The sequence below is a fragment of the Pseudonocardia kunmingensis genome (assembly GCF_006716445.1).
GTDB lineage: Bacteria > Actinomycetota > Actinomycetes > Mycobacteriales > Pseudonocardiaceae > Pseudonocardia > Pseudonocardia kunmingensis.
Map to the genome: position 1 here is coordinate 2,825,662 of NZ_VFPA01000001.1, position 19,589 is coordinate 2,845,250.

The following is a 19,589-nucleotide window of genomic DNA, read 5'->3' on the forward strand; positions in this document are numbered from 1 at the left end:
GCACGCTCAGGCCGCGACGGCCGGCTGCCCCACGGGGTCGGCCATCAGGGTGGCCCTGCGCAGCCACAGCACCGCCGCCAGCACCACGCCCGCCAGGCCGCCGGTGAGGAACGCCGCGGCGGGGCCGTACGCCTCCACGACGACGCCCGCGGTCGACTGGCCGGCCGCGATGCCGAGGGTGGCCGCCGTGATCACCCAGCCGAACGCCTCGGTGGCCGTGCCGGGAGGGGCGGTGACGTCGACGGCCAGCGAGTGCCCGGTGACCTGCGGGGTGATCAGCGCACCGGCCACGAGCATCGTGACGAGGAGCACGGCCAGCGAGCCGGTCGGCCCGGACAGCGCCATCGCCGCCACCAGCACGCCGAACCCACCGAGCAGCACCGGCATCCGCAGGTGCAGCGGGCGCGGCCAGGGGCGCATGCCGTAGAGCACGCCGGCGAGCACGGACGTCACCGACCACGCCGACAGCAGCACACCGCCCAGCGCGGGCGACCCGGCGGCCGCGGTGACGGCGGGGACCCCGACCTCCACCGATCCGACGACGAGCCCGAATCCCAGCGCGGCGAGCGCCACCGTCCGCATCCCCGGCCGGGCGATCGCGCCCAGCATGCTGGTCCGCCCCGTGGTCGGGGCCGGCGCCGTGCGACGTGCCGGCCCGCTCAACGCGAAGCCGGTGGCACCGAGGGTCATCGCGGAGGCGGCCACCGCCAGTCCCAGGCCCGGCCACGGCGCCGTGACGAGGAACGCGGCGGTCGCCGGGCCGAGGATGAAGAAGGTCTCCAGGCTGATCGCCTCGTAGTTCAGGGCGGCCGAACGGACCCGCCCGGGCGGTACGAGCTCGCTCCACAGCGACCGGGAGGCCCCCTCCAGCGCGGGGTGCACCAGGCCCGTGGACGTGGCCAGCAGGACCAGCACCGGCACCGGCTGCGCGGTCTCGACGGCGGCGACCAGGGCGCCGACCGCGACCACGAACAACGCGATGATCACCAGCAACGGCCGGGTCGGGCCCAACCGGTCCATCAGCCTGCCCTGCGTCACGGACCCGGCGGCGACGCCGATCATCGTGCCGGCCGAGACCAGCCCCGCCACGGCGAACGATCCGCTCACCTGCTGGATGTAGAGCAGCGTGGCCAGCGACAGCATCGCGATGGGGAACCGGCCGACCGCCGACGCGAGCACCGGCACCGCGGCTCCCGGGGCGGTGAGCGCGGCACGGTAGTCGGCGAGGGAGGCGGGAGCGGCGGTCACGGAGACCAGGGTCGCACAAACTGGTACGGCCGTACCACTCGTTTCCGGCTCCGCACGCACGAAAGGCACTCTCGTCCCGCTCTGTCGGACGAGAGTGCCTTTCGTGCGTCGAGGCGGGAGCTACCGGGCGCGGCGCGCGAGCCGCTCGGGCTCCAGGATCAGCACGCTCTTGCCCTCCAGCCGCAGCCAGCCGCGGTGGGCGAAGTCGGCGAGAGCCTTGTTCACCGTCTCCCGGCTCGCCCCCACCAGCTGTGCGATCTCCTCCTGCGTGAGGTCGTGCGTCACACGCAGCAGGCCCGACTCCTGCGACCCGAACTGGCGCGCCAGCTGCAGCAGCGCCTTCGCGACGCGACCGGGCACGTCGGTGAAGATGAGGTCGGCGAGCGCGTTGTTGGTGCGCCGCAGCCGACGGGCGAGCACCCGCAGCAGCTGCTCGGCGATCTCCGGGCGCTTGCCGATCCACTCCCGCAGCGCCGGCCGGTCCATCGTGTACGTGCGGACCTCCGTGACCGCGGTGGCCGACGACGTGCGCGGCCCCGGGTCGAAGATGGACAGCTCGCCGAACATGTCGGACGGACCGGCCACCATCAGCAGGTTCTCCCGGCCGTCCGGCGACTTGCGCCCGATCTTCACCTTGCCGCTGCCCACGATGTACAGCCGGTCGCCCGGCTCGCCCTCAGCGAAGATCACGTGCCCGCGCGGGAACTCCGCGGGCTCGAGCGCCTGGGCCAGCGCGTCGGCCGCGTGGGGCTCCACGCCCTGGAAGATCCCTGCGCGGATCAGAACCTCGTCCACTGCACCGCTCCTCGTCCCGGCCGCTGCCCCGCGGCGGATCACCGGCGCGTCAGTCTAGGGGGTGCGCGCACCGTCGGTGACGCGGCAACCGCCGAATTACTCGCACGACCGGGGGACATTCACCCCGGATCGCCCTGATCCGCCCGTCAGGCGGCCTTGCTGCGACGCCCCGGCCGTCGTCCTCGCGAGCTCCGGTTGCGGAGCCGGAACAGCTCGAGAGCGCGGCCCGAACCCTGCCGGAAGAGGGCGCGGACCTCGTCGGGACGGGGCCGTTCGAGCAGCTCCTCGAGCTCCTCCGGGCGCACGGTGGTCTCCCGCAGCTTGGACTCGACGCGCTCCATTCCGAGCGCGAAGAACATCACCAGCAACGGCACGAGGACGGACAACCAGGCAGTCATGTCGGCGCTGATGGTCCCGCACCGCCCGGGGTCGCGCGTCGGCGGGGGTCGGCGCGTTCCCGTCCCGAGACCATTTCGTGACCATCGCGGGCACGCCGGAGCGCAGGCGGAGGCAGTCAGACACAGTCGGGGGGCTTCCGTACCCTCGAACCCGTGACCACCGCCTCCCGCAGCACGCCGACGCGGGGCGCCGCAGAGCCCGCTCCCGCACCTCGGGCCACCGCCCGGAGCGCGGCCCGGCTCGCCAAGCGGGTCGCCGAGGGCGAGCCCGCGCTGGGCCGGGCCCGGCGCGTCGGCCGGATGCTGCGCACCCTCGCCGCCACCCACCCCGACGCCCACTGCGAGCTCGACTTCACCACGCCGTTGGAGCTGGCCGTCGCCACGGTGCTGTCGGCGCAGTCCACCGACAAGATGGTCAACTCGGTCACACCGGCGCTCTTCCGCCGGTATCCCACGGCACTCGACTACGCGCAGGCCGACCGCGCGGAGCTCGAGGAGATGATCCACAGCACCGGCTTCTTCCGGAACAAGGCGAGCTCGCTCATCGGCCTCGGCGCCGCCGTCGTGGAGAAGCACGGCGGTGAGCTGCCGCGAACGCTCGAGGAGCTGGTGGCGCTGCCCGGCATCGGGCGCAAGACGGCCAACGTGATCCTCGGCAACGCCTTCGGCGTCCCGGGCATCACGGTCGACACGCACTTCGGCCGCCTGGTCCGGCGCTGGGGCTGGACCGAGGAGGAGGATCCGGTCAAGGTCGAGCACGCCATCGGCGCGCTCGTGCCCAAGCGCGACTGGACGATGGTGTCGCACTACGTGATCTTCCACGGGCGCCGGGTCTGCCACGCGCGCAAGCCGGCCTGCGGGGCCTGCTCGCTCAGCGCCGACTGCCCCACCTTCGGCGCGGGCCCCACCGACCCGATGAAGGCGGCGGCGCTGGTCAAGGGGCCGTCGCGGGCCCACCTGCTCGAGATCGTCGGCATCCCCGACGACGACGCGCCCGCACCGGTGGGCCGCGAGGACGCGGACGCCCCGTGAGCCGTTGCCACACCGCGGCCCGTCGTCGCTCGCACACCGGTTCCGGCGCTGCCACACCGACTGCAGTCGGTGTGCGAGCGCGGCGATCGGTGTGCGAGGGCGTCCGGGCGGGCACGTGACCGGCCCCGGCGCGGTGGTGCGGCGCTCGGAGATCGTCACCACGGTCGTGGTCGTGGTGCTCGCCGCGGTCGCCGTGTTCGCGCTCTGGCCGCGCGACGATCCCGCGCCCGGGCCGCCGCCGGTCGCGACCGGCGAGCCGGCCCCCGTTCCCGACGCCGAGCTCGCCGCCGCCCGGGCCGCGGCGGGCTCGGTGGCGTGCCCGGCGCCCACCGGCGCGGCACCCGCCGGTCCGCTGGCGGGCATCACCGTCCCCTGCCTCGGCGTCCCGGGTCCCGTCGACGTCGGCGCCGCGCTGGCCGGCGGGCCCGCCCTGCTGAACGTCTGGGCCTCCTGGTGCGGGCCGTGCCGCGAGGAGCTGCCCGCGCTCGCCGAGTACGCCGCGCGGCCCGGCGCCGTGCCCGTGCTCGGCATCGACGTGCGCGACGACCCGCGCGCCGCGCTGCGCCTGCTCACCGAGCTCGGTGTGGCGCTCCCGTCGGTCACCGACCCGGACGGCGCGCTGCGCGCCGCGCTGGACGTCCCACCCGCGCTGCCCGCCTCGTACGTGGTGCGCGCCGACGGCACGGCGGTCCGGGTCGACCCGCCCACCCCGTTCGTCACGGCCGACGAGGTCGCCGCGGCCGTGGAGCGGCTGTCGTGAGCGCCGCGCTGCGGCCCGAGCGGGCGCCGGACTGGCTGCGGCCGCTGCTGCGGGGCGTCCGGGACATCGACGCGGCTGCGCTGGGGCACCGCCGGATCCCGCCGCCGGCAGGCGGCCGCCGGGCCGCGGTGCTGATGCTGTTCGGCGAGGACGCCGCGCACGGCCCGGACGTGCTGCTCGTCGAGCGGGCGAGCACCCTGCGCAACCACGCGGGCCAGGTGGCCTTCCCGGGCGGCGGCGCCGATCCCGACGACGCCGACGTGGTGGCCACGGCCCTGCGGGAGGCCGAGGAGGAGGCCGGCGTGGAGCCCTCAGGGGTGGCGCCGCTCGCGCTGCTGCCCGAGCTGTTCGTCCCGCCGTCGGGCTTCGTCGTCACGCCCGTGCTCGCCCACTGGGAGCGCCCGGTCGCGGTGCACGCCGTCGACGCGCGCGAGACCGCGAGCGTGGTGCGGGTGCCGATCGCCGCGCTCGCCGATCCGGCCCACCGCATGCAGGTGCACCACCCGTCCGGCTACACGGGCCCGGCCTTCGCCGTGGCGGGCCTGCTCGTGTGGGGTTTCACCGGGGGCCTATTGTCCGCGCTGTTGGATCGCGGGGGATGGGCGCGTTCGTGGGACACCACTCGGGTGGTCGACCTCGACGCTGCGTGGTCGGCTGCGCGGGCCGATCGGCGGGAGGTCGCAGGATGAACTCGGGGGCCGGAACCAGGTGAGCTGGGTTGATGTCGTCGTCGTCCTGCTCGCACTGATCGCAGCCGTCTCCGGATGGCGCCACGGCATGGCGGTGGCGCTGCTGTCGTTCGTCGGGGTGCTCACCGGCGCCGTGCTGGGCGTGCGGCTGGCTCCCCTGCTGGCCGCGGGCGTCGAGGCACCCACCACGCGGATCATCGTCAGCATCGCGGTGGTCGTGCTGCTGGTGGCGCTGGGGGAGACCACGGGCGTCTTCTTCGGCAGGCGCATCCGCGACCGGATCACCGGTGCGCGCTCGTTGCAGGTCGACTCCACGCTGGGCTCGGTCCTGCAGGCCCTCACGGTCGTGGTCGCGGCCTGGCTCGTGGCGCTGCCGCTGGCCTCGGCGAGCTTCCCGGGGCTCGCGTCGGCCGTGCGGGGCTCGGACGTCCTGCGCACCGTCGACAACGTCATGCCGGAGGCCGCCAAGGCCCTCCCGGCCGAGCTGGGCCAGCTGCTCAACAACTCCGGCTTCCCGAACGTCCTGAGCCCGTTCGCGGAGACCCCGATCACCGAGGTCGGCGTGCCCGACCCGGCGCTGGCCCAGAGCGCCGTCGTCGACGAGGTCGCGAGCAGCGTGCTCAAGGTCCGCGGCCGGGCCCCGTCGTGCGCGCGCCAGCTCGAGGGCACCGGCTTCGTGATCGGCCCGGAGCTGGTCATGACCAACGCGCACGTCGTCGCGGGCACCGCGGAGACCGGCGTCGAGATCCGCACGAGCCGGGGGAAGGTGCGGGAGCTGGACGGCGAGGTGGTGCTCTACGACCCGGCCGTCGACCTCGCCGTGATCCGCGTGCCCGACCTGGAGGCCGAGCCGCTGTCGTTCGACCCGGGCGCGGCCGCCGCGGGCGACGACGCGATCATCGTGGGCTACCCGCTGGACGGCCCGTACACCGCCACGGCGGCGAAGGTCCGTTCGATGATCAACCTCAAGGGGCCGGACATCTACGACTCCGGTGAGGTCACCCGCGAGGTGTACACGGTGCGGGCGGTCGTGCGCTCCGGCAACTCGGGAGGACCGATGATCGCTCCCGACGGCCGCGTGGTCGGTGTGGTGTTCGGCGCGGCCCTCGACGACCAGGAGACCGGCTTCGTCCTGACGGTCGACCAGGTGGCCGGCGCCGTCGAGGCGGCCCCGGGCCTGCGGCGCGAGGTCGACACCGGCAGCTGCGCCGTCTGACCACGCGAAGCGATCACAGCACGCGCTGTTCCTGCTGGTCACGGGCCTCGCACGACCCGTCACGCAGTGACGACGGGTGCAACACGGGCGCGGGTTGGGCCGATTGTCCTAGCGTGACCTACGCCAGGCCCCCATCCCGTTCCGGCCGATCGACCAGGCGGCGCGCGACGACCGGGCGCACCGTCGCCCCGCTGCTGGCCGGGGCGGTCGCCGCGGCCGCCTGCGTCATGCTGCTCGGCTGGCCGGAGCTCCCGGCGCTGCCGGGGCGGGCGGGGGTGCTGGCCGCCGGCGCGCTCGCGGTGGTGGCGGTGCTGGCCGTCTTCGTGCCGGCCCTCCGGCCGGCCTCAGACGTCCCGGGTGATCGTCTGGTCCCGTCCGGGCCCCACGCCGATCGCGCTGACCGGCGCCCCGGTGAGCTCTTCGATCCGCTGCACGTAGGCCCGCGCGTTCGCGGGGAGCTCGTCGAAGGTGCGGCAGGCCGAGAGGTCCTCGAACCAGCCCGGTAGCTCCTCGTACACGGGCTGGGCGTGGTGCACGTCGGTCTGCGTCATCGGCATGTCGTCCACGCGCTTGCCGTCGACCTCGTAGCCGACGCAGATCGGCACGCTCTCCAGCCCGGACAGCACGTCCAGCTTGGTGAGGAAGAAGTCGGTGATCCCGTTGACGCGCACGGCGTAGCGGCCGATCACCGCGTCGAACCAGCCGCAGCGCCGCGGGCGCCCCGTGGTGACGCCCACCTCGCCGCCCGCCTTGCGCAGGTGCTCGCCCATGGCGTCGAGCAGCTCGGTGGGGAACGGGCCGGAACCGACGCGCGTGGTGTAGGCCTTGAGGATCCCGATCACCCGGGTGATCTTGTTGGGGCCGATGCCGGAGCCGACGGCCGCGCCGCCCGAGGTCGGGTTCGAGCTGGTGACGAACGGGTAGGTGCCGTGGTCGACGTCGAGCAGCGTGCCCTGCGACCCCTCCAGCAGCACGGTCTCGCCGCCCTCGAGCGCCTTGTTGAGCAGCAGGCGGGTGTCGGCGATCCGCTCGGCGAACCGGCGCCCGTGCGCCAGCACGGTGTCCACCACCTCGTCGACGTCGAGGGCGCGCCGGTTGTAGACCTTGACCAGGATCTGGTTCTTGAGGTCGAGGGCGGCCTCGACCTTCTGGTGCAGGATCTTCTCGTCGAGCACGTCGGCCACCCGGACGCCGACGCGGGCGACCTTGTCCTGGTAGGCCGGACCGATCCCGCGGCCGGTGGTGCCGATCTTGGCCTTGCCCAGGAACCGCTCGGTGACCTTGTCGATGGCCACGTGGTACGGCATGATCAAGTGCGCGTCGGCGCTGATCATCAGGTTGCTCGTGTCGACGCCGCGGGCCTCGAGCCCGGACAGCTCGTCGAGCAGCACCCCCGGGTCCACCACCACGCCGTTGCCGATCACGTTGCGCATGCCCGGCGTGAGGATCCCGGACGGGATCAGGTGCAGGGCGAAGTCCTGGCCGTCGGGGAGCACCACCGTGTGGCCGGCGTTGTTGCCGCCCTGGTAGCGCACCACCCATTGGACCTGACCAGCAAGGATGTCGGTGGCCTTGCCCTTGCCCTCGTCGCCCCACTGGGCGCCGATCAGCACGATCGCCGGCATGTGAAACTCCAGTCCTGGCCGCGCGTCGGCACGCGGCGGGGAAGGGTAACCGATCAAGTGGACTCGATCGATTCGGACGTGGTGCTGCTGACCTGCTCCGACACCGGGCAGGCACCGCGGCTCCCCGTGCACGGTAGTCGCCGTGCCGCCGCTCTCGCCGCCCTCCCGGCAGTGGCGTTGCCCGCTCGCCCGGATCGGGCCGCGCTCGACCCCGTGCTCGCCGAGCGCCGCCCCCGCAGGGTCGTGGTGAGCGGCACCGACGCCGCCCTCGCGGCCGTGCTGCTGCGGCTGCTGCGCACCGACCGGCTGGACGTCGAGGTCGCCTACCTGCCGGAGGCGCGATCGCCCGCGACGGCGGCGTGGGGGCTGCCCACCGGCGACGACGCGGCCGCGCTCGCCGTGGAGGGCGACGCCTCGCCGGTCCCGCTCGTGCGCGACGACAGCGGCGGCGTGCTCGTCGGCCGCGGGGAGCTGCGCGACGTGCGCGGCGAGTGCTACTGCGACGACGTGCTGGTGCTGCGCGGGGCGGCCCGGCGCCTGGTCGTCGCCCCCGGTCCGGAGGGCATCGGCGTGCGCGCGGGGTGGAGCGGGCGCGCCCCGGACGGGCGGACGCGTCCGGTGGCGTCGCGCGCGCCGAGCGGTACGGGTTCGGCCCTCGGGCGCGCGGTGCAGGTGGGCTGCGAGCCGAACACCGTGGTCGTCGACGGCGTCCCGCACCCGCGCACCGTGCCGCGCTGGACCTGGTACCGCCACACCGAGGACTGGCGGCTGGTGCGCCCCTGAGTCACACCCTGTTCACCTCAACGGATCACAGGGGCAACAGAGCGTTCCTAGGTTCCGCCGGGTGACGACTCCGCGATCCCGCCGCACCCTGTCGACCGCCGCCGTCCTGGCGGTGGGCATCGCCCTCTCCGCCTGCGGAGCCCGCGTCGACGATCCCGGCGGTCCCGCGGCCGCCGCCCCCTCGTGCGTCGACACGTCCGGGCCGGAGGTCAAGGTCGGTTTCCTCAACTCCCGGTCGGGCACGATGGCGATCAGCGAGAACACCGTCTTCGACTCGCTCTCGCTCGCCGCGGAGCAGATCAACGCGGCGGGCGGGGTGCTCGGCAAGCAGCTCGCGGTCGTCGCGGAGGACGGCGCGTCGGAACCGACGATCTTCGCGGAGAAGGCGCAGAAGCTGATCCGCAGCGACTGCGTGGCCGCGGTGTTCGGCGGCTGGACCTCGTCGTCGCGCAAGGCGATGCTGCCGGTGTTCGAGAGCAACGACGCCCTGCTGTTCTACCCGGTGCAGTACGAGGGCCTGGAGTCGTCGGAGAACATCTTCTACACCGGCGCCACGACCAACCAGCAGATCATCCCGGCGCTGGACTACCTGAAGGAGCAGGGCGTCACGAGCCTGTTCCTGGTGGGCAGCGACTACGTCTTCCCGCAGACCGCCAACAAGATCATCAAGGCGTACGCCGCCGCGAACGGCATCGAGGTCCGGGGCGAGGAGTACGCCCCGCTCGGTCACACCGACTTCGCCACGATCGTCTCCAAGGTCCGCGACGCGGGCGCGGGCGCGGTGTTCAACACCCTCAACGGCGACTCCAACGTCGCGTTCTTCAAGGAGTACCGCAACCTCGGCCTGACGCCGGAGGCGATGCCGGTGCTCAGCGTGTCGATCGCCGAGGAGGAGGTCGGCGGCGTCGGCGTGGACAACATCGTCGGCCAGCCGGTGGCCTGGAACTACTACCAGACGCTCGACTCGCAGGCGAACCAGCAGTTCGTCGAGGCGTTCAAGGCGAAGTACGGGTCGGACCGGGTGACCTCGGACCCGATGGAGGCGGCGTACACCTCGCTGTGGCTGTGGAAGGGCATGGTCGAGAAGGCCGGATCCTTCGACGTCGCCGCGGTGCAGGAGGCCGCCGGCGGCGTGAGCTACGACGCGCCCGAGGGCACGGTCACCGTGAACGGCGAGAACCACCACATCGCGAAGACCGCGCTCATCGGCAAGATCGGCCCCGACGGCCTCATCCACACCGAGTGGTCGTCGGGCGCGCCGATCGAGCCGGACCCGTTCCTGAAGACGTACCCGTGGGCCTCCGGTCTCGCGAGCTGACGTGGACATCCTCGTCACCCAGGTCTTCAACGGCCTGTCCGGCGGCTCGATCCTGCTGCTCGCCGCGCTCGGCCTCGCGCTCACGTTCGGCCAGATGGGCGTGATCAACATGGCGCACGGCGAGTTCCTCATGGCCGGGGCGTACACCGCGTTCGTCACGCAGAACGTGCTCGGGGCGGCGGGTCTGTCACTGCTGGTGTCGCTGCCGATCGCGTTCGCCGTCGGCGGCGTGCTCGGCGTGGTGCTGGAGGCCACGCTGCTGCGGCGGATGTACCACCGCCCGTTGGACACGCTGCTCGTCACCTGGGGCGTCTCGCTGGTGCTGCAGCAGCTCGCCCGCGACGTGTTCGGCACGGCGGGCGTCGACGTGCCGGCGCCCGCGTGGCTGTCCGGGCCGGTCGAGGTGCTCGGGTTCGCGTTCCCCCGCACGCGGCTGTTCATCCTGCTGCTCGCGGTGGCGGCGTTCGTCGCGCTGGCAGCCCTGCTCCGGTACACCGCGCTCGGGCGGCGGATCCGCGCCACCGTGCAGAACCGGCCGCTCGCCGAGACCGCGGGGATCTCGACGCGCGCCACCGACCGGCTCACGTTCTTCATCGGGTCCGGGCTGGCCGGCGTCGCGGGCGTCGCGCTCACGCTGATGGGCTCGATCTCGCCGAACCTCGGCACCGCCTACATCGTCGACGCGTTCCTCGTCGTCGTGGTCGGCGGGATCGGGCAGATCAAGGGCGCGGTGATCGCCGCGTTCCTGCTGGGCGTCGTGCAGAGCTGGATCGAGTACTCCACGAGCGCGTCGATCGCCAAGGTGCTCGTCTTCGCGCTCATCGTCGCGTTCCTGCAGGTGCGCCCGCAGGGGATCTTCGCGGTCCGGACGAGGAGCCTCGCATGAGCACGCGCTGGCGGGTGCCCGCCGCCTTCGCCGTGGCCGCGCTGCTGCTGTTCGTCGTCGCGCCGCTGGTGCTGTCGCCGTTCCGGCTCGACCAGCTCGGCCGCTACCTCTGCTTCGGCATCGTCGCGGTCGGGATCGGGCTGGCCTGGGGCCGCGGCGGCATGCTGACGCTCGGCCAGGGCGTGTTCTTCGGGATCGGCGCGTACCTGATGGCGATGCACCTGACGCTCGCCGACGCGGGCCCCGGCGGCACCCCCGACTTCATGGCGCTCATCTCGTCCGACGGCGTGCCGTGGTGGTGGGAGCCGTTCCGGTCCGAGGTCGTCACGCTGCTCGCGATCCTGCTGCTCCCGGCGGCGCTGGCCGCGGTGCTCGGCCTCGCGACGTTCCGGCGGAAGGTGCGCGGGGCGTACTTCGCGATCCTCTCGCAGGCACTCGCGGCGGCGTTCGCGATCCTGCTGATCGGCAACCCGACCGGCACGGGCGGCTCCACGGGGCTGTCGGGCTTCCGCGGGTTCTTCGGGTTCGCGCTGTCCGACCCGGCCAACCGCCTCGTGCTGTTCCTCACGGCGGCGGGGGTGCTGCTGCTCCTGCTGGCGCTCGCCCGCCAGCTCATGGTGAGCCGCTACGGCGAGCTGCTGGTGGCCTGCCGCGACGCCGAGGAGCGGGTGCGCTTCCTCGGGTACGACCCCGCGACCGTCAAGACCGTCGCGTTCGTCGTCGCCGCGTTCACGGCCGGGATCGCCGGCGCGCTGTTCGTGCCGATCGTCGGCATCGTGTCCCCGAACGACGTCGGCATCGTGCCCTCGATCGGGATGCTGATCGGCGTCGCGATCGGCGGGCGGACCACGCTGTTCGGGCCGGTGCTCGGGGCGATCGCGGTCGCCTGGGCGGGTACCACGCTGTCCGAGCAGTTCCCGTCGGGCTGGACCTACGCGCAGGGCCTGCTGTTCATGCTGGTCATCGCGTTCCTGCCGGGCGGCATCGCGTCGATCGGCGGGCGGTGGCGGCGGATGCGGGCGCCCCGGCCCGCGACGACCACCGCGGCCGTCCCCGCGGCGACGGGAGGGAACTGATGCAACGCGACTACCTGGAGCTCTCCGGTCTCACCGTGAGCTTCGACGGGTTCGTGGCCGTCGACGGCGTGGACCTCGCGGTGCTGCCCGGCGACCTGCGGTTCCTCATCGGCCCCAACGGGGCGGGCAAGACCACGCTGATCGACGCCGTGTCCGGGCTCGTGGCGGCGACCGGCTCCGCGCGGTACGCCGGGCAGGAGCTGCTCGGGCGCAAGGTGCACCGGATCGCCCGGCTCGGCGTCGGCCGCACCTTCCAGACGGCCTCCGTGTTCGAGGAGCTCACCGTGCTGCAGAACCTCGACATCGCCGCGGGACACCGGCGTGGGCCGCTCACGCTGGCGCGCCGCCGCCGGGGCGTCCCCGAGGAGGTGCGGCGGACGCTCGGGACGATCGGGCTCACCGACCTCCTCGACACCCCGGCCGGGGAGCTGGCGCACGGCCAGAAGCAGTGGCTCGAGATCGGGATGCTGCTGGTGCAGGACGCCCGGCTGCTCATGCTCGACGAGCCGGTGGCCGGGATGAGCGCCGAGGAGAAGGACGAGACCGGCCGCCTGCTGCGGCGCATCGGCACCGACCGGGTCGTGGTCGTGGTCGAGCACGACATGGACTTCATGCGCGCGTTCGCGCAGTCGGTCACCGTGCTGCACGCGGGTTCCGTGATCGCCGAGGGCAGCGTGCGGGAGGTCCAGGCCGACCCCCGGGTGCAGGAGGTCTACCTCGGTCCCGGCCACCACTCGCAGGCCGAGGTCGCGACCGTGCTCGGGGAGGCCCTCTGATGCTCACGATGACCGGTGTCGAGGTCGGTTACGGGCGCACGGCCGTGGTGCACGGCGTCACCGTCGAGGTGCCGGCGGACGGGGTGGTGGCCGTGCTGGGCCACAACGGCGCGGGCAAGACGACGCTGCTGCGCGCCGCCGTCGGGGTGCTGCCCACCCGTGCGGGCCGGATCCTGCTCGGCGGCGAGGACGTCACCGGCATGCCGCCCCACCAGCGGGTGCGCCGCGGCCTGGCCTACGTGCCGCAGGGCCAGCAGTCGTTCGGCCAGCTCACGACCTTGGAGAACCTGCAGGTCGTCGCCGACACCCGGCGCGGCGGGGGGAAGGCGCTGATCGACGAGGCGCTCGACGTCTTCCCGGCCCTGGCGGGCCTGCTCGGCCGGCGGGCCGGCCTGCTGTCCGGCGGGCAGCGCCAGCAGCTCGCCATCGCCCGCGCGCTGATCACGCAGCCCCGGATGCTCGTGCTCGACGAGCCGACCGAGGGCATCCAGCCGTCGGTGGTGGCGGAGATCGAGCAGGCGATCCTGGCGCTCACCCGCCGCGGCGGCCTCTCCGTGCTGCTCGTCGAGCAGCACGTGGGGTTCGCCCTGGACGCGGCCGACCGCTACTACGTCCTGGCCTCCGGGCGGGTGACGGCGGAGGGCCGCGGCGGGGCGGCGTCGGTCATCGACGTGCGGTCGGCGATGGCGATCTAGTGCGGTGGCCCGCGCACCCCTTCTGCTCCCCAGCCTCATGATCGGCAAGTCGGCGCGTTCCCGGGTGGAAAGAGCGTGTTGCCGAATCCGGTCGCCGGAGGTCATGACGAACGGCACTTTCGTCGGCTAGGTACCGACGAGAGTGCCGTTCGTCCGGATAGGAGCCTCGCGGCGACCGCCCGGCCGGGTCAGCCGCTCTGCTCGGCGAGGCCGCGGACCAGGTCCCGCAGCGGGCCGATGTCCGGCACGTTGCGCTCCAGCTCCTCCACGAACGCCTGGGCCGCTTCGGCGCTCTCCGCCTCGATGTCGTTCTGGACGTTCTGGCGCAGCACGTCCCCGCCGTACCAGACGCCGACCACGACGGCCGCGACCGGCAGCAGCACCGAGGCGAACAGCCCGACCCCGGCGAGCGCCTTCGGGCGGGCCACCACGAGCGCGATCACGGCGAGCAGGAAAACCCCGAGCGCGCCCAGCGCCACGGACCCGAGCGCCGACGTCCAGCCCGCCACGCTCGCGAAGGGGTCCGCCGAGATGAGGTCGACCGACACCAGCGCCTGGTAGGTCAGCACCCCCAGCAGCGCGGACACGATCAGCGCGAGCACCAGGACCACGCCGGCGAAGAGCTGGCCGCGGCTGCGCGACCGCCCGGGCCGGCGCGGGCCGCGGACCTCGTCGTCGTAGTCGTAGCGGTCGTCGTAGCGGTCGTCGTAGCGGTCGTCGACGCTCGCGCGGTCGTCGTGGCCCGTGTAGGCGTCGTCCCGGACGGCGGGCGGCGCGGGCGCCATCTGCCGGGTCGGCTGCGGCGCCATCTGGCGGGTCGGGTCCGGTGCCATCTGGCGCGTGGGCCGCGGCGGCACCGGCGGACGAGGCGCGGGTGACCGCGGGGCGGTCGGGAGGGGGACCGTCGGACCGGACGCCGCGTCGAAGCCAGGCGGGCCCCACCGGGATGGCTCGCTCACCACGGCACCCTCTCACGGCCCGCGCGCGGACACAGCGTGCGGTCGTGCGGCGGCCGTTCACCCGGCCGGGGACGCCGGACGAAACACCACCGACCCGTCCGAGTAACACGTCGCGGTCAGGATGGCGGGCATGCACCTGAGCCCCCAGGAGCGCGACAAGCTGCTCGTCCACGTCGCCGCCGACGTCGCCCGGGCCCGCAGGGCACGCGGGCTGCGGATGAACCATCCGGAAGCGGTGGCGCTGATCACCGATCACGTGCTCGAGGGCGCCCGCGACGGGCGCAGCGTCTCCGAGCTCATGTCGAGCGGACGAGAAGTGCTCTCGACGGCCGACGTGCTCGACGGGGTCGGCGACATGATCGACTCCGTGCAGGTCGAGGCCACCTTCCCGGACGGCACCAAGCTCGTCACCGTCCACAGCCCGATCGTCTGATGGTCGTCCCCGGCGAGGTGCTCCCCGGCGAGGAGCCCGTGGCGCTGAACCCGGGCCGCGAGCGCAGGACGCTCGTGGTCACCAACACCGCCGACCGCCCGGTGCAGGTCGGCTCGCACTACCACTTCGCCGCGGTGAACCCGGGGCTGGAGTTCGACCGCGCCGCGGCCTGGGGCCACCACCTCGACATCCCCGCCGGCACGTCGGTGCGGTTCGAGCCGGGCGTCGAGCGCGAGGTGGTGCTGGTGCCGCTGGCCGGCGTCCGCCGGGTGCCCGGCCTGCGTCCCGAGTACGCGGGCGCGCTGGACGAGCGGGGAATCTAGTGCCCCCCATCGAGCGCGGCCGCTACGTCGACCTGTTCGGCCCCACCGTCGGCGACCGGATCCGGCTGGCCGACACGAACCTGCTGATCGAGGTCACCGAGGACCGCAGCCGCGGCCCGGCGTCCGGCGACGAGGTGCTGTTCGGCGGCGGCAAGGTGATCCGCGAGTCGATGGGCCAGTCCACCCGCACCAGCGCCGAGGGCGCCCCGGACCTGGTGATCACCGGCGCCGTGGTGCTCGACCACTGGGGCGTGGTGAAGGCCGACGTCGGCGTCCGCGACGGGCGGATCGTCGGCATCGGCAAGGCCGGCAACCCGGACACGATGGACGGCGTCGACGACGCGCTGGTGATCGGCCCGTCCACCGAGGTGATCGCCGGGAACGGGCGGATCCTCACCGCGGGCGGCATCGACTGCCACGTCCACTTCATCACCCCGGGCCTGATCGACACCGCGCTCGCGGCCGGGCTCACCACTCTCGCCGGCGGCGGCACCGGCCCGGCCGAGGGCACCAAGGCCACCACCGTCACCCCCGGCCCGCGCGCGATCGGCCGGATGCTGCAGGCCCTCGACCACCAGCCGGTGAACATCCTGCTGATGGGCAAGGGCAACACCACCAGCGCCGACGCGCTGTGGGAGCAGCTGCGGGCCGGGGCGGGCGGGTTCAAGCTGCACGAGGACTGGGGCACCACCCCGGCCGCGATCGACGCCTGCCTGCGGGTGGCCGACGCGTCCGGGGTGCAGGTGGCGATCCACACCGACACGCTCAACGAGGCCGGCTTCCTGGAGTCGACGCTCGCCGCGATCGGCGGCCGCTCGATCAACGCCTTCCACACCGAGGGCGCGGGCGGCGGGCACGCCCCGGACATCATCGAGGTGGTCGCGCAGGCCCATGTGCTGCCCTCGTCCACCAACCCGACGCGCCCGCACACCGTCAACACCATCGACGAGCACCTCGACATGCTGATGGTCTGCCACCACCTCAACCCCGGGGTGCCGGAGGACCTGGCGTTCGCGGAGAGCCGCATCCGGCCGACGACGATCGCGGCCGAGGACGTGCTGCACGACATGGGCGCGATCTCGATGATCAGCTCCGACTCACAGGCCATGGGCCGGATCGGCGAGGTGATCGTCCGGACCTGGCAGACCGCGCACGTCATGAAGGCCGCCCGCGGCGCGCTGGCCGGCGACGGCCGCGCCGACAACCTGCGGGCGCGGCGCTACGTCGCGAAGTACACGATCAACCCGGCGATCGCGCACGGCATGGCGCACGAGATCGGCTCGGTCGAGGTGGGCAAGCTCGCCGACCTCGTGCTGTGGGAGCCGAAGTTCTTCGGCGTGCGCCCGGAGCTGGTGGTCAAGGGCGGGTTCATCGCGTGGGCGCAGATGGGCGACGCAGGAGCCTCGATCCCCACCCCGCAGCCGGTGCTGCCGCGCCCGATGTTCGGGGCCGCACCGCTGGTCGCGGCGCTGACGAGCCGGAACTTCGTGGCGGCCGCCGCGCTCGACGTCGGCCTGGACCACCTGCGGCTGACCAAGCCGGCACTCGCGGTCGCCGACACCCGCTCGGTGGGCAAGGCGGACATGGTCGCCAACGACGCGACGCCGGACGTCCGGGTGGACCCCGACTCGTTCGCCGTGCGCATCGACGGCGAGCTGGTCGAGCCGGCGCCCGTCGGCGAACTGCCGATGGCGCAGCGGTACTTCCTCTTCTGATGCCGAGCCTGGCCGCGACCACCCTCACCGACGCCCGGTTCCCCGGCGGCGGGCACGTGCATTCCGGCGGGTTGGAGGAGGCGGTCGCGCGCGGGCTGGTCACGAGCGCGGCCGACCTGGCGCCGTTCCTGCACGGGCGGCTGCGGACCGCCGGGCTGGTGGCGGCCGCCTTCGCCGCGGCGGCGGTCGACCCCGCGGCGCCGTTCCCCCTCCTCGACGCCGAGCTCGACGCCCGCACGCCTGCCGCGGCGCAGCGCGAGGCGTCGCGCACCCAGGGGCGGGCGGTCCTGCGCGCGGCCCGGGTGGCGTGGCCGTCGCCCGTGCTGGACGCGCTGGTGGCGGCGCACCCCCGGCCGCACCACCCGCTGCTGGTCGGGGCGGTGATCGGGATCGACGGCGGGACCCGCGCCGCGGCGGCGCACTGCGCGGCCTACCTCGCGGTGAGCGGACCGGCATCGGCGGCGGTGCGGCTGCTCGGGCTGGACCCGTTCGCCGTCAACGCAGCAGTGGTCGCGCTGCGGCCGGTCCTCGACGCCGTCGTCGCCGAGGCCGCCGTCCCGCGCCCGCCCGAGGAGCTACCGGCGCCCGGCGCGCCGGTCCTCGACCTCATGGCCGAGAACCACGTCCACCACCACCGGGAGCAGGTGCGTCTCTTTGTCAGCTAGCCACGGTCACGGCCACGGCCACCTCGTCACCTTCGACCCCACCGAGTCGGAGCCGGACCGGCACGCCGCCACCGAGCCGCGCGGCCGGGCCGTGCGGATCGGGATCGGCGGGCCGGTCGGCAGCGGCAAGACCGCGCTGGTCGCGGCGCTGACACGCGCGCTGGGCGCGCGGCTGCGCCTGGCCGTGGTGACCAACGACATCTACACCACCGAGGACGCCGACTTCCTGCGCCGCAACGCGGTGCTCGCACCCGAGCGGATCGAGGCCGTGCAGACCGGCTGCTGCCCGCACACCGCGATCCGCGACGACATCACCGCGAACCTGGACGCCGTCGAGCTGCTGGAGGAACGCTTCGGCGACCTCGACCTGGTGCTCGTGGAGAGCGGCGGCGACAACCTGACGGCCGTGTTCAGCCGTGGGCTGGTGGACCGGCAGATCTTCGTCGTGGACGTCGCCGGCGGGGACAAGGTGCCCCGCAAGGGCGGTCCCGGCGTCACCACCGCCGACCTGCTCGTGATCAACAAGGTCGACCTCGCCCCGCTCGTCGGCGCCGACCTGGACGTCATGACCTCCGACGCCCACCGGATGCGCGGTGAGCTGCCGGTGATCGCCCAGTCGCTGGTGGCCGACCCGGCCGCGACCGACGTGGCGGACTGGGTGCTCGCCCAGGTCGCGGCCGTCCGCACCCGGGTCTGACCCCGTGCGGGCGCGAGCGCGGGCGGTCGTCGAGCGCGGCCGGGACGGGCGCAGCGCGGTGCGGGAGCTGCGGTCGCAGGCGCCGCTCACGCTGCTGCCCCAGCGCGGCGCGGCCGCCGCCCGGTCGCCGGTCGCCACGATCCACATGGTCGGCTCGGCCACCACCCCGCTGGGTGGCGACGACGTCCGGCTGGACGTCGAGGTGGGACCGGGGGCGGAGGTCGTGCTGACCGGGGTCGCCGCCGCCGTCGCGCTGCCCGGCCGCGGGGCGAGCCGGCTGGTCGTCCGGCTGCAGGTGGCCGACGGCGCCGGCGTGCAGTACCTGCCCGAGCCGACCGTCGTCACCCGCCGCGCCGACCACCGCGGCGAACTGCACGTCGACCTCGGCGCCGGAGCCCGGCTGCGCTGCCGGGAGGTGCTGGTGGCCGGGCGCAGCGGCGAGCCGTCCGGCCGCTACCGCGGGCTCGTCCGCGTGCAGGACCGGTCACGCCCGCTGCTCGCGCAGGAGCAGGAGCTGGGTGACCTCGCGCTGCAGGCCTCGTCCGCGCACCTGGCCGGGCGGCGGGTCCTGGGCACCGAGGTGCTCGTCTGGGGCGCGGACCCGGCCGCTGCCGTGGCCGGGCCGTGGTGGTCGCTCAGCCCGCTGCCCGGGCGGGGGTCGCTGGCCACCGCCGTCGGGAGCGACGCCGTCGCCGCCCAGCGCGCGCTCGCCGACGCCGTGGCCGCGCATCCCGGCTGGTCCGGTGAACGGATCACCGGAGCGTGACCGACGCCGTCAGGCCGCCGGGCGCTCGTGGTAGGTGTCGACGTACTCCTGGTGCGACAGGCGCGCGATCGCGTCCATCACCTCGTCGGTGACGGCGCGGCGGATCGCGCTCGACCCCTCCAGGCCGTCGTAGCGGGAGAAGTCCAGCGGCGTCCCGAACCGGACGACGACCCGGCGCGGCCGCGGGATCCGGACGCCGACCGGCTGCACGCGCTCGGTGCCGATCAGGCCGACCGGCACGACCGGGGCGCCCGTGCTCAGCGCCAGGCTCGCGACGCCGGTGTGACCGCGGTGCAGGCACCCGTCCAGCGACCGCGTGCCCTCCGGGTAGATGGCGAACGCGCCGCCGCCGTCGAGCACGCGCCGCGCGGCTGCCAAGGCCGCCAGCCCGGCCTTGGCGTTCGCCCGGTCGACCGGCACGTACCCCAGTGCCGACAGGAACGACGCGAGCGCCCGCCCGCGCAGTCCTCTGCCGACGAAGTACTCCTCCTTGCCGAGGAACGACACCGGTCGACCGGTCGTCAACGCGATCACCGCGGTGTCGACGGCGGCGCGGTGGTTGGCCGCCAGGATGACGGGGCCCTCACGGGGCACCCACTCCGCGCCGTGCACCACCGGTCGGTAGATCAGGCGGGCGAGCGGGGCGAGCAGCCAGCGCACGAGCAGATCCACGGGCGGGGAACGGCGGTCGGGCCCGTACGGTTCCCGAGCGGCGCCACGACCACCCGGACGGC

General features: G+C 74.1%; 22 protein-coding genes. 16 read left to right on the forward strand and 6 right to left on the reverse strand.

From position 1 onward, the window contains the following. Positions 1–6: 6 nt before the first annotated feature. The 3 genes from FB558_RS13450 to FB558_RS13460 form a co-directional block, all read right to left on the reverse strand. Positions 7–1,248 (reverse strand): MFS transporter, encoded by a 1,242-nt coding sequence (locus FB558_RS13450; RefSeq protein WP_246106405.1) that lies wholly within the window; start codon positions 1,246–1,248, stop codon positions 7–9. A 120-nt stretch (positions 1,249–1,368) separates the two neighbouring features. Next, a complete protein-coding gene (locus tag FB558_RS13455; protein ID WP_094922123.1) occupies positions 1,369–2,043 on the reverse strand; it encodes a Crp/Fnr family transcriptional regulator in 675 nt (224 codons plus the stop codon). 146 nt (positions 2,044–2,189) lie between these two features. Continuing rightward, positions 2,190–2,441: a hypothetical protein gene (locus tag FB558_RS13460; RefSeq protein WP_094922125.1), complete on the reverse strand. Its 252-nt coding sequence runs from the start codon at positions 2,439–2,441 to the stop codon at positions 2,190–2,192. A gap of 153 nt (positions 2,442–2,594) precedes the next feature. On the opposite strand from FB558_RS13460, the gene nth reads away from it, so the two are divergent. From nth to FB558_RS13480, 4 genes are all read left to right on the forward strand, one after another. Next, complete coding sequence (nth, locus tag FB558_RS13465; protein WP_425467999.1) at positions 2,595–3,473, forward strand: endonuclease III; 879 nt, start codon at positions 2,595–2,597, stop codon at positions 3,471–3,473. Between the two features lie 115 nt (positions 3,474–3,588). Then, complete coding sequence (locus FB558_RS13470) at positions 3,589–4,233, forward strand: TlpA family protein disulfide reductase (protein ID WP_246106406.1); 645 nt, start codon at positions 3,589–3,591, stop codon at positions 4,231–4,233. Next, positions 4,230–4,922 carry an NUDIX hydrolase gene (locus FB558_RS13475; RefSeq protein ID WP_142052451.1) on the forward strand — a complete coding sequence of 231 codons (693 nt, stop codon included), beginning with the start codon at positions 4,230–4,232 and terminating at the stop codon, positions 4,920–4,922. Before FB558_RS13470 ends, FB558_RS13475 begins: the two co-directional genes overlap by 4 nt. A 19-nt stretch (positions 4,923–4,941) precedes the next feature. Continuing rightward, on the forward strand, positions 4,942–6,138 hold the full coding sequence (locus FB558_RS13480) for a MarP family serine protease (RefSeq protein WP_142052454.1): 1,197 nt from the start codon (positions 4,942–4,944) through the stop codon (positions 6,136–6,138). A gap of 344 nt (positions 6,139–6,482) precedes the next feature. Here the strand turns inward: FB558_RS13480 and FB558_RS13485 are convergent, their stop codons facing one another. Next, positions 6,483–7,763, reverse strand: coding sequence for an adenylosuccinate synthase (locus FB558_RS13485; protein ID WP_142052457.1), 1,281 nt, complete (start codon positions 7,761–7,763; stop codon positions 6,483–6,485). 57 nt (positions 7,764–7,820) lie between these two features. On the opposite strand from FB558_RS13485, the gene FB558_RS13490 reads away from it, so the two are divergent. From FB558_RS13490 to urtE, 6 genes are all read left to right on the forward strand, one after another. Further along, entirely contained in the window at positions 7,821–8,546 is a 726-nt protein-coding gene (locus tag FB558_RS13490; RefSeq protein WP_246106407.1) for a hypothetical protein, read from the forward strand. Positions 8,547–8,607: 61 nt separating this feature from the next. After that, on the forward strand, positions 8,608–9,864 hold the full coding sequence (gene urtA, locus FB558_RS13495) for an urea ABC transporter substrate-binding protein (RefSeq protein ID WP_142052461.1): 1,257 nt from the start codon (positions 8,608–8,610) through the stop codon (positions 9,862–9,864). Between the two features lies 1 nt (position 9,865). Beyond that, positions 9,866–10,750: an urea ABC transporter permease subunit UrtB gene (gene urtB, locus FB558_RS13500; protein WP_142052464.1), complete on the forward strand. Its 885-nt coding sequence runs from the start codon at positions 9,866–9,868 to the stop codon at positions 10,748–10,750. Next, positions 10,747–11,826, forward strand: coding sequence for an urea ABC transporter permease subunit UrtC (gene urtC, locus FB558_RS13505; protein WP_142052467.1), 1,080 nt, complete (start codon positions 10,747–10,749; stop codon positions 11,824–11,826). The genes urtB and urtC overlap by 4 nt, the downstream gene beginning before the upstream one ends. After that, positions 11,826–12,602, forward strand: coding sequence for an urea ABC transporter ATP-binding protein UrtD (gene urtD / locus FB558_RS13510; protein ID WP_142052470.1), 777 nt, complete (start codon positions 11,826–11,828; stop codon positions 12,600–12,602). The genes urtC and urtD overlap by 1 nt, the downstream gene beginning before the upstream one ends. Beyond that, positions 12,602–13,297, forward strand: a complete 696-nt coding sequence (gene urtE / locus FB558_RS13515) for an urea ABC transporter ATP-binding subunit UrtE (RefSeq protein ID WP_142052474.1) — start codon at positions 12,602–12,604, stop codon at positions 13,295–13,297. The genes urtD and urtE overlap by 1 nt, the downstream gene beginning before the upstream one ends. Positions 13,298–13,485: 188 nt before the next feature. Here the strand turns inward: urtE and FB558_RS13520 are convergent, their stop codons facing one another. Further along, a complete protein-coding gene (locus FB558_RS13520; RefSeq protein ID WP_142052477.1) occupies positions 13,486–14,154 on the reverse strand; it encodes a hypothetical protein in 669 nt (222 codons plus the stop codon). Positions 14,155–14,386: 232 nt separating this feature from the next. On the opposite strand from FB558_RS13520, the gene FB558_RS13525 reads away from it, so the two are divergent. Genes FB558_RS13525 through FB558_RS13550 form a run of 6 tightly spaced genes read left to right on the forward strand, consistent with a single transcriptional unit; the run spans position 14,387 to position 18,855 of the window. After that, positions 14,387–14,689 carry an urease subunit gamma gene (locus FB558_RS13525; RefSeq protein ID WP_142052480.1) on the forward strand — a complete coding sequence of 101 codons (303 nt, stop codon included), beginning with the start codon at positions 14,387–14,389 and terminating at the stop codon, positions 14,687–14,689. Further along, positions 14,689–15,012: an urease subunit beta gene (locus tag FB558_RS13530; RefSeq protein WP_142052482.1), complete on the forward strand. Its 324-nt coding sequence runs from the start codon at positions 14,689–14,691 to the stop codon at positions 15,010–15,012. Before FB558_RS13525 ends, FB558_RS13530 begins: the two co-directional genes overlap by 1 nt. Beyond that, a complete protein-coding gene (locus tag FB558_RS13535) occupies positions 15,012–16,727 on the forward strand; it encodes an urease subunit alpha (protein WP_142052485.1) in 1,716 nt (571 codons plus the stop codon). Before FB558_RS13530 ends, FB558_RS13535 begins: the two co-directional genes overlap by 1 nt. Then, positions 16,727–17,392 (forward strand): urease accessory protein UreF, encoded by a 666-nt coding sequence (locus FB558_RS13540; RefSeq protein WP_142052488.1) that lies wholly within the window; start codon positions 16,727–16,729, stop codon positions 17,390–17,392. Before FB558_RS13535 ends, FB558_RS13540 begins: the two co-directional genes overlap by 1 nt. Then, the gene (ureG, locus tag FB558_RS13545) at positions 17,382–18,089 is read left to right on the forward strand and encodes an urease accessory protein UreG (protein ID WP_142052492.1); all 708 of its coding nucleotides are present in this window, start codon (positions 17,382–17,384) and stop codon (positions 18,087–18,089) included. Before FB558_RS13540 ends, ureG begins: the two co-directional genes overlap by 11 nt. A gap of 4 nt (positions 18,090–18,093) precedes the next feature. Further along, positions 18,094–18,855, forward strand: coding sequence for an urease accessory protein UreD (locus tag FB558_RS13550; RefSeq protein ID WP_142052495.1), 762 nt, complete (start codon positions 18,094–18,096; stop codon positions 18,853–18,855). Positions 18,856–18,864: 9 nt separating this feature from the next. Here FB558_RS13550 and FB558_RS13555 read toward each other — a convergent pair whose 3' ends face one another. Then, the gene (locus FB558_RS13555) at positions 18,865–19,527 is read right to left on the reverse strand and encodes a lysophospholipid acyltransferase family protein (RefSeq protein ID WP_142052497.1); all 663 of its coding nucleotides are present in this window, start codon (positions 19,525–19,527) and stop codon (positions 18,865–18,867) included. Positions 19,528–19,589: the final 62 nt, after the last annotated feature.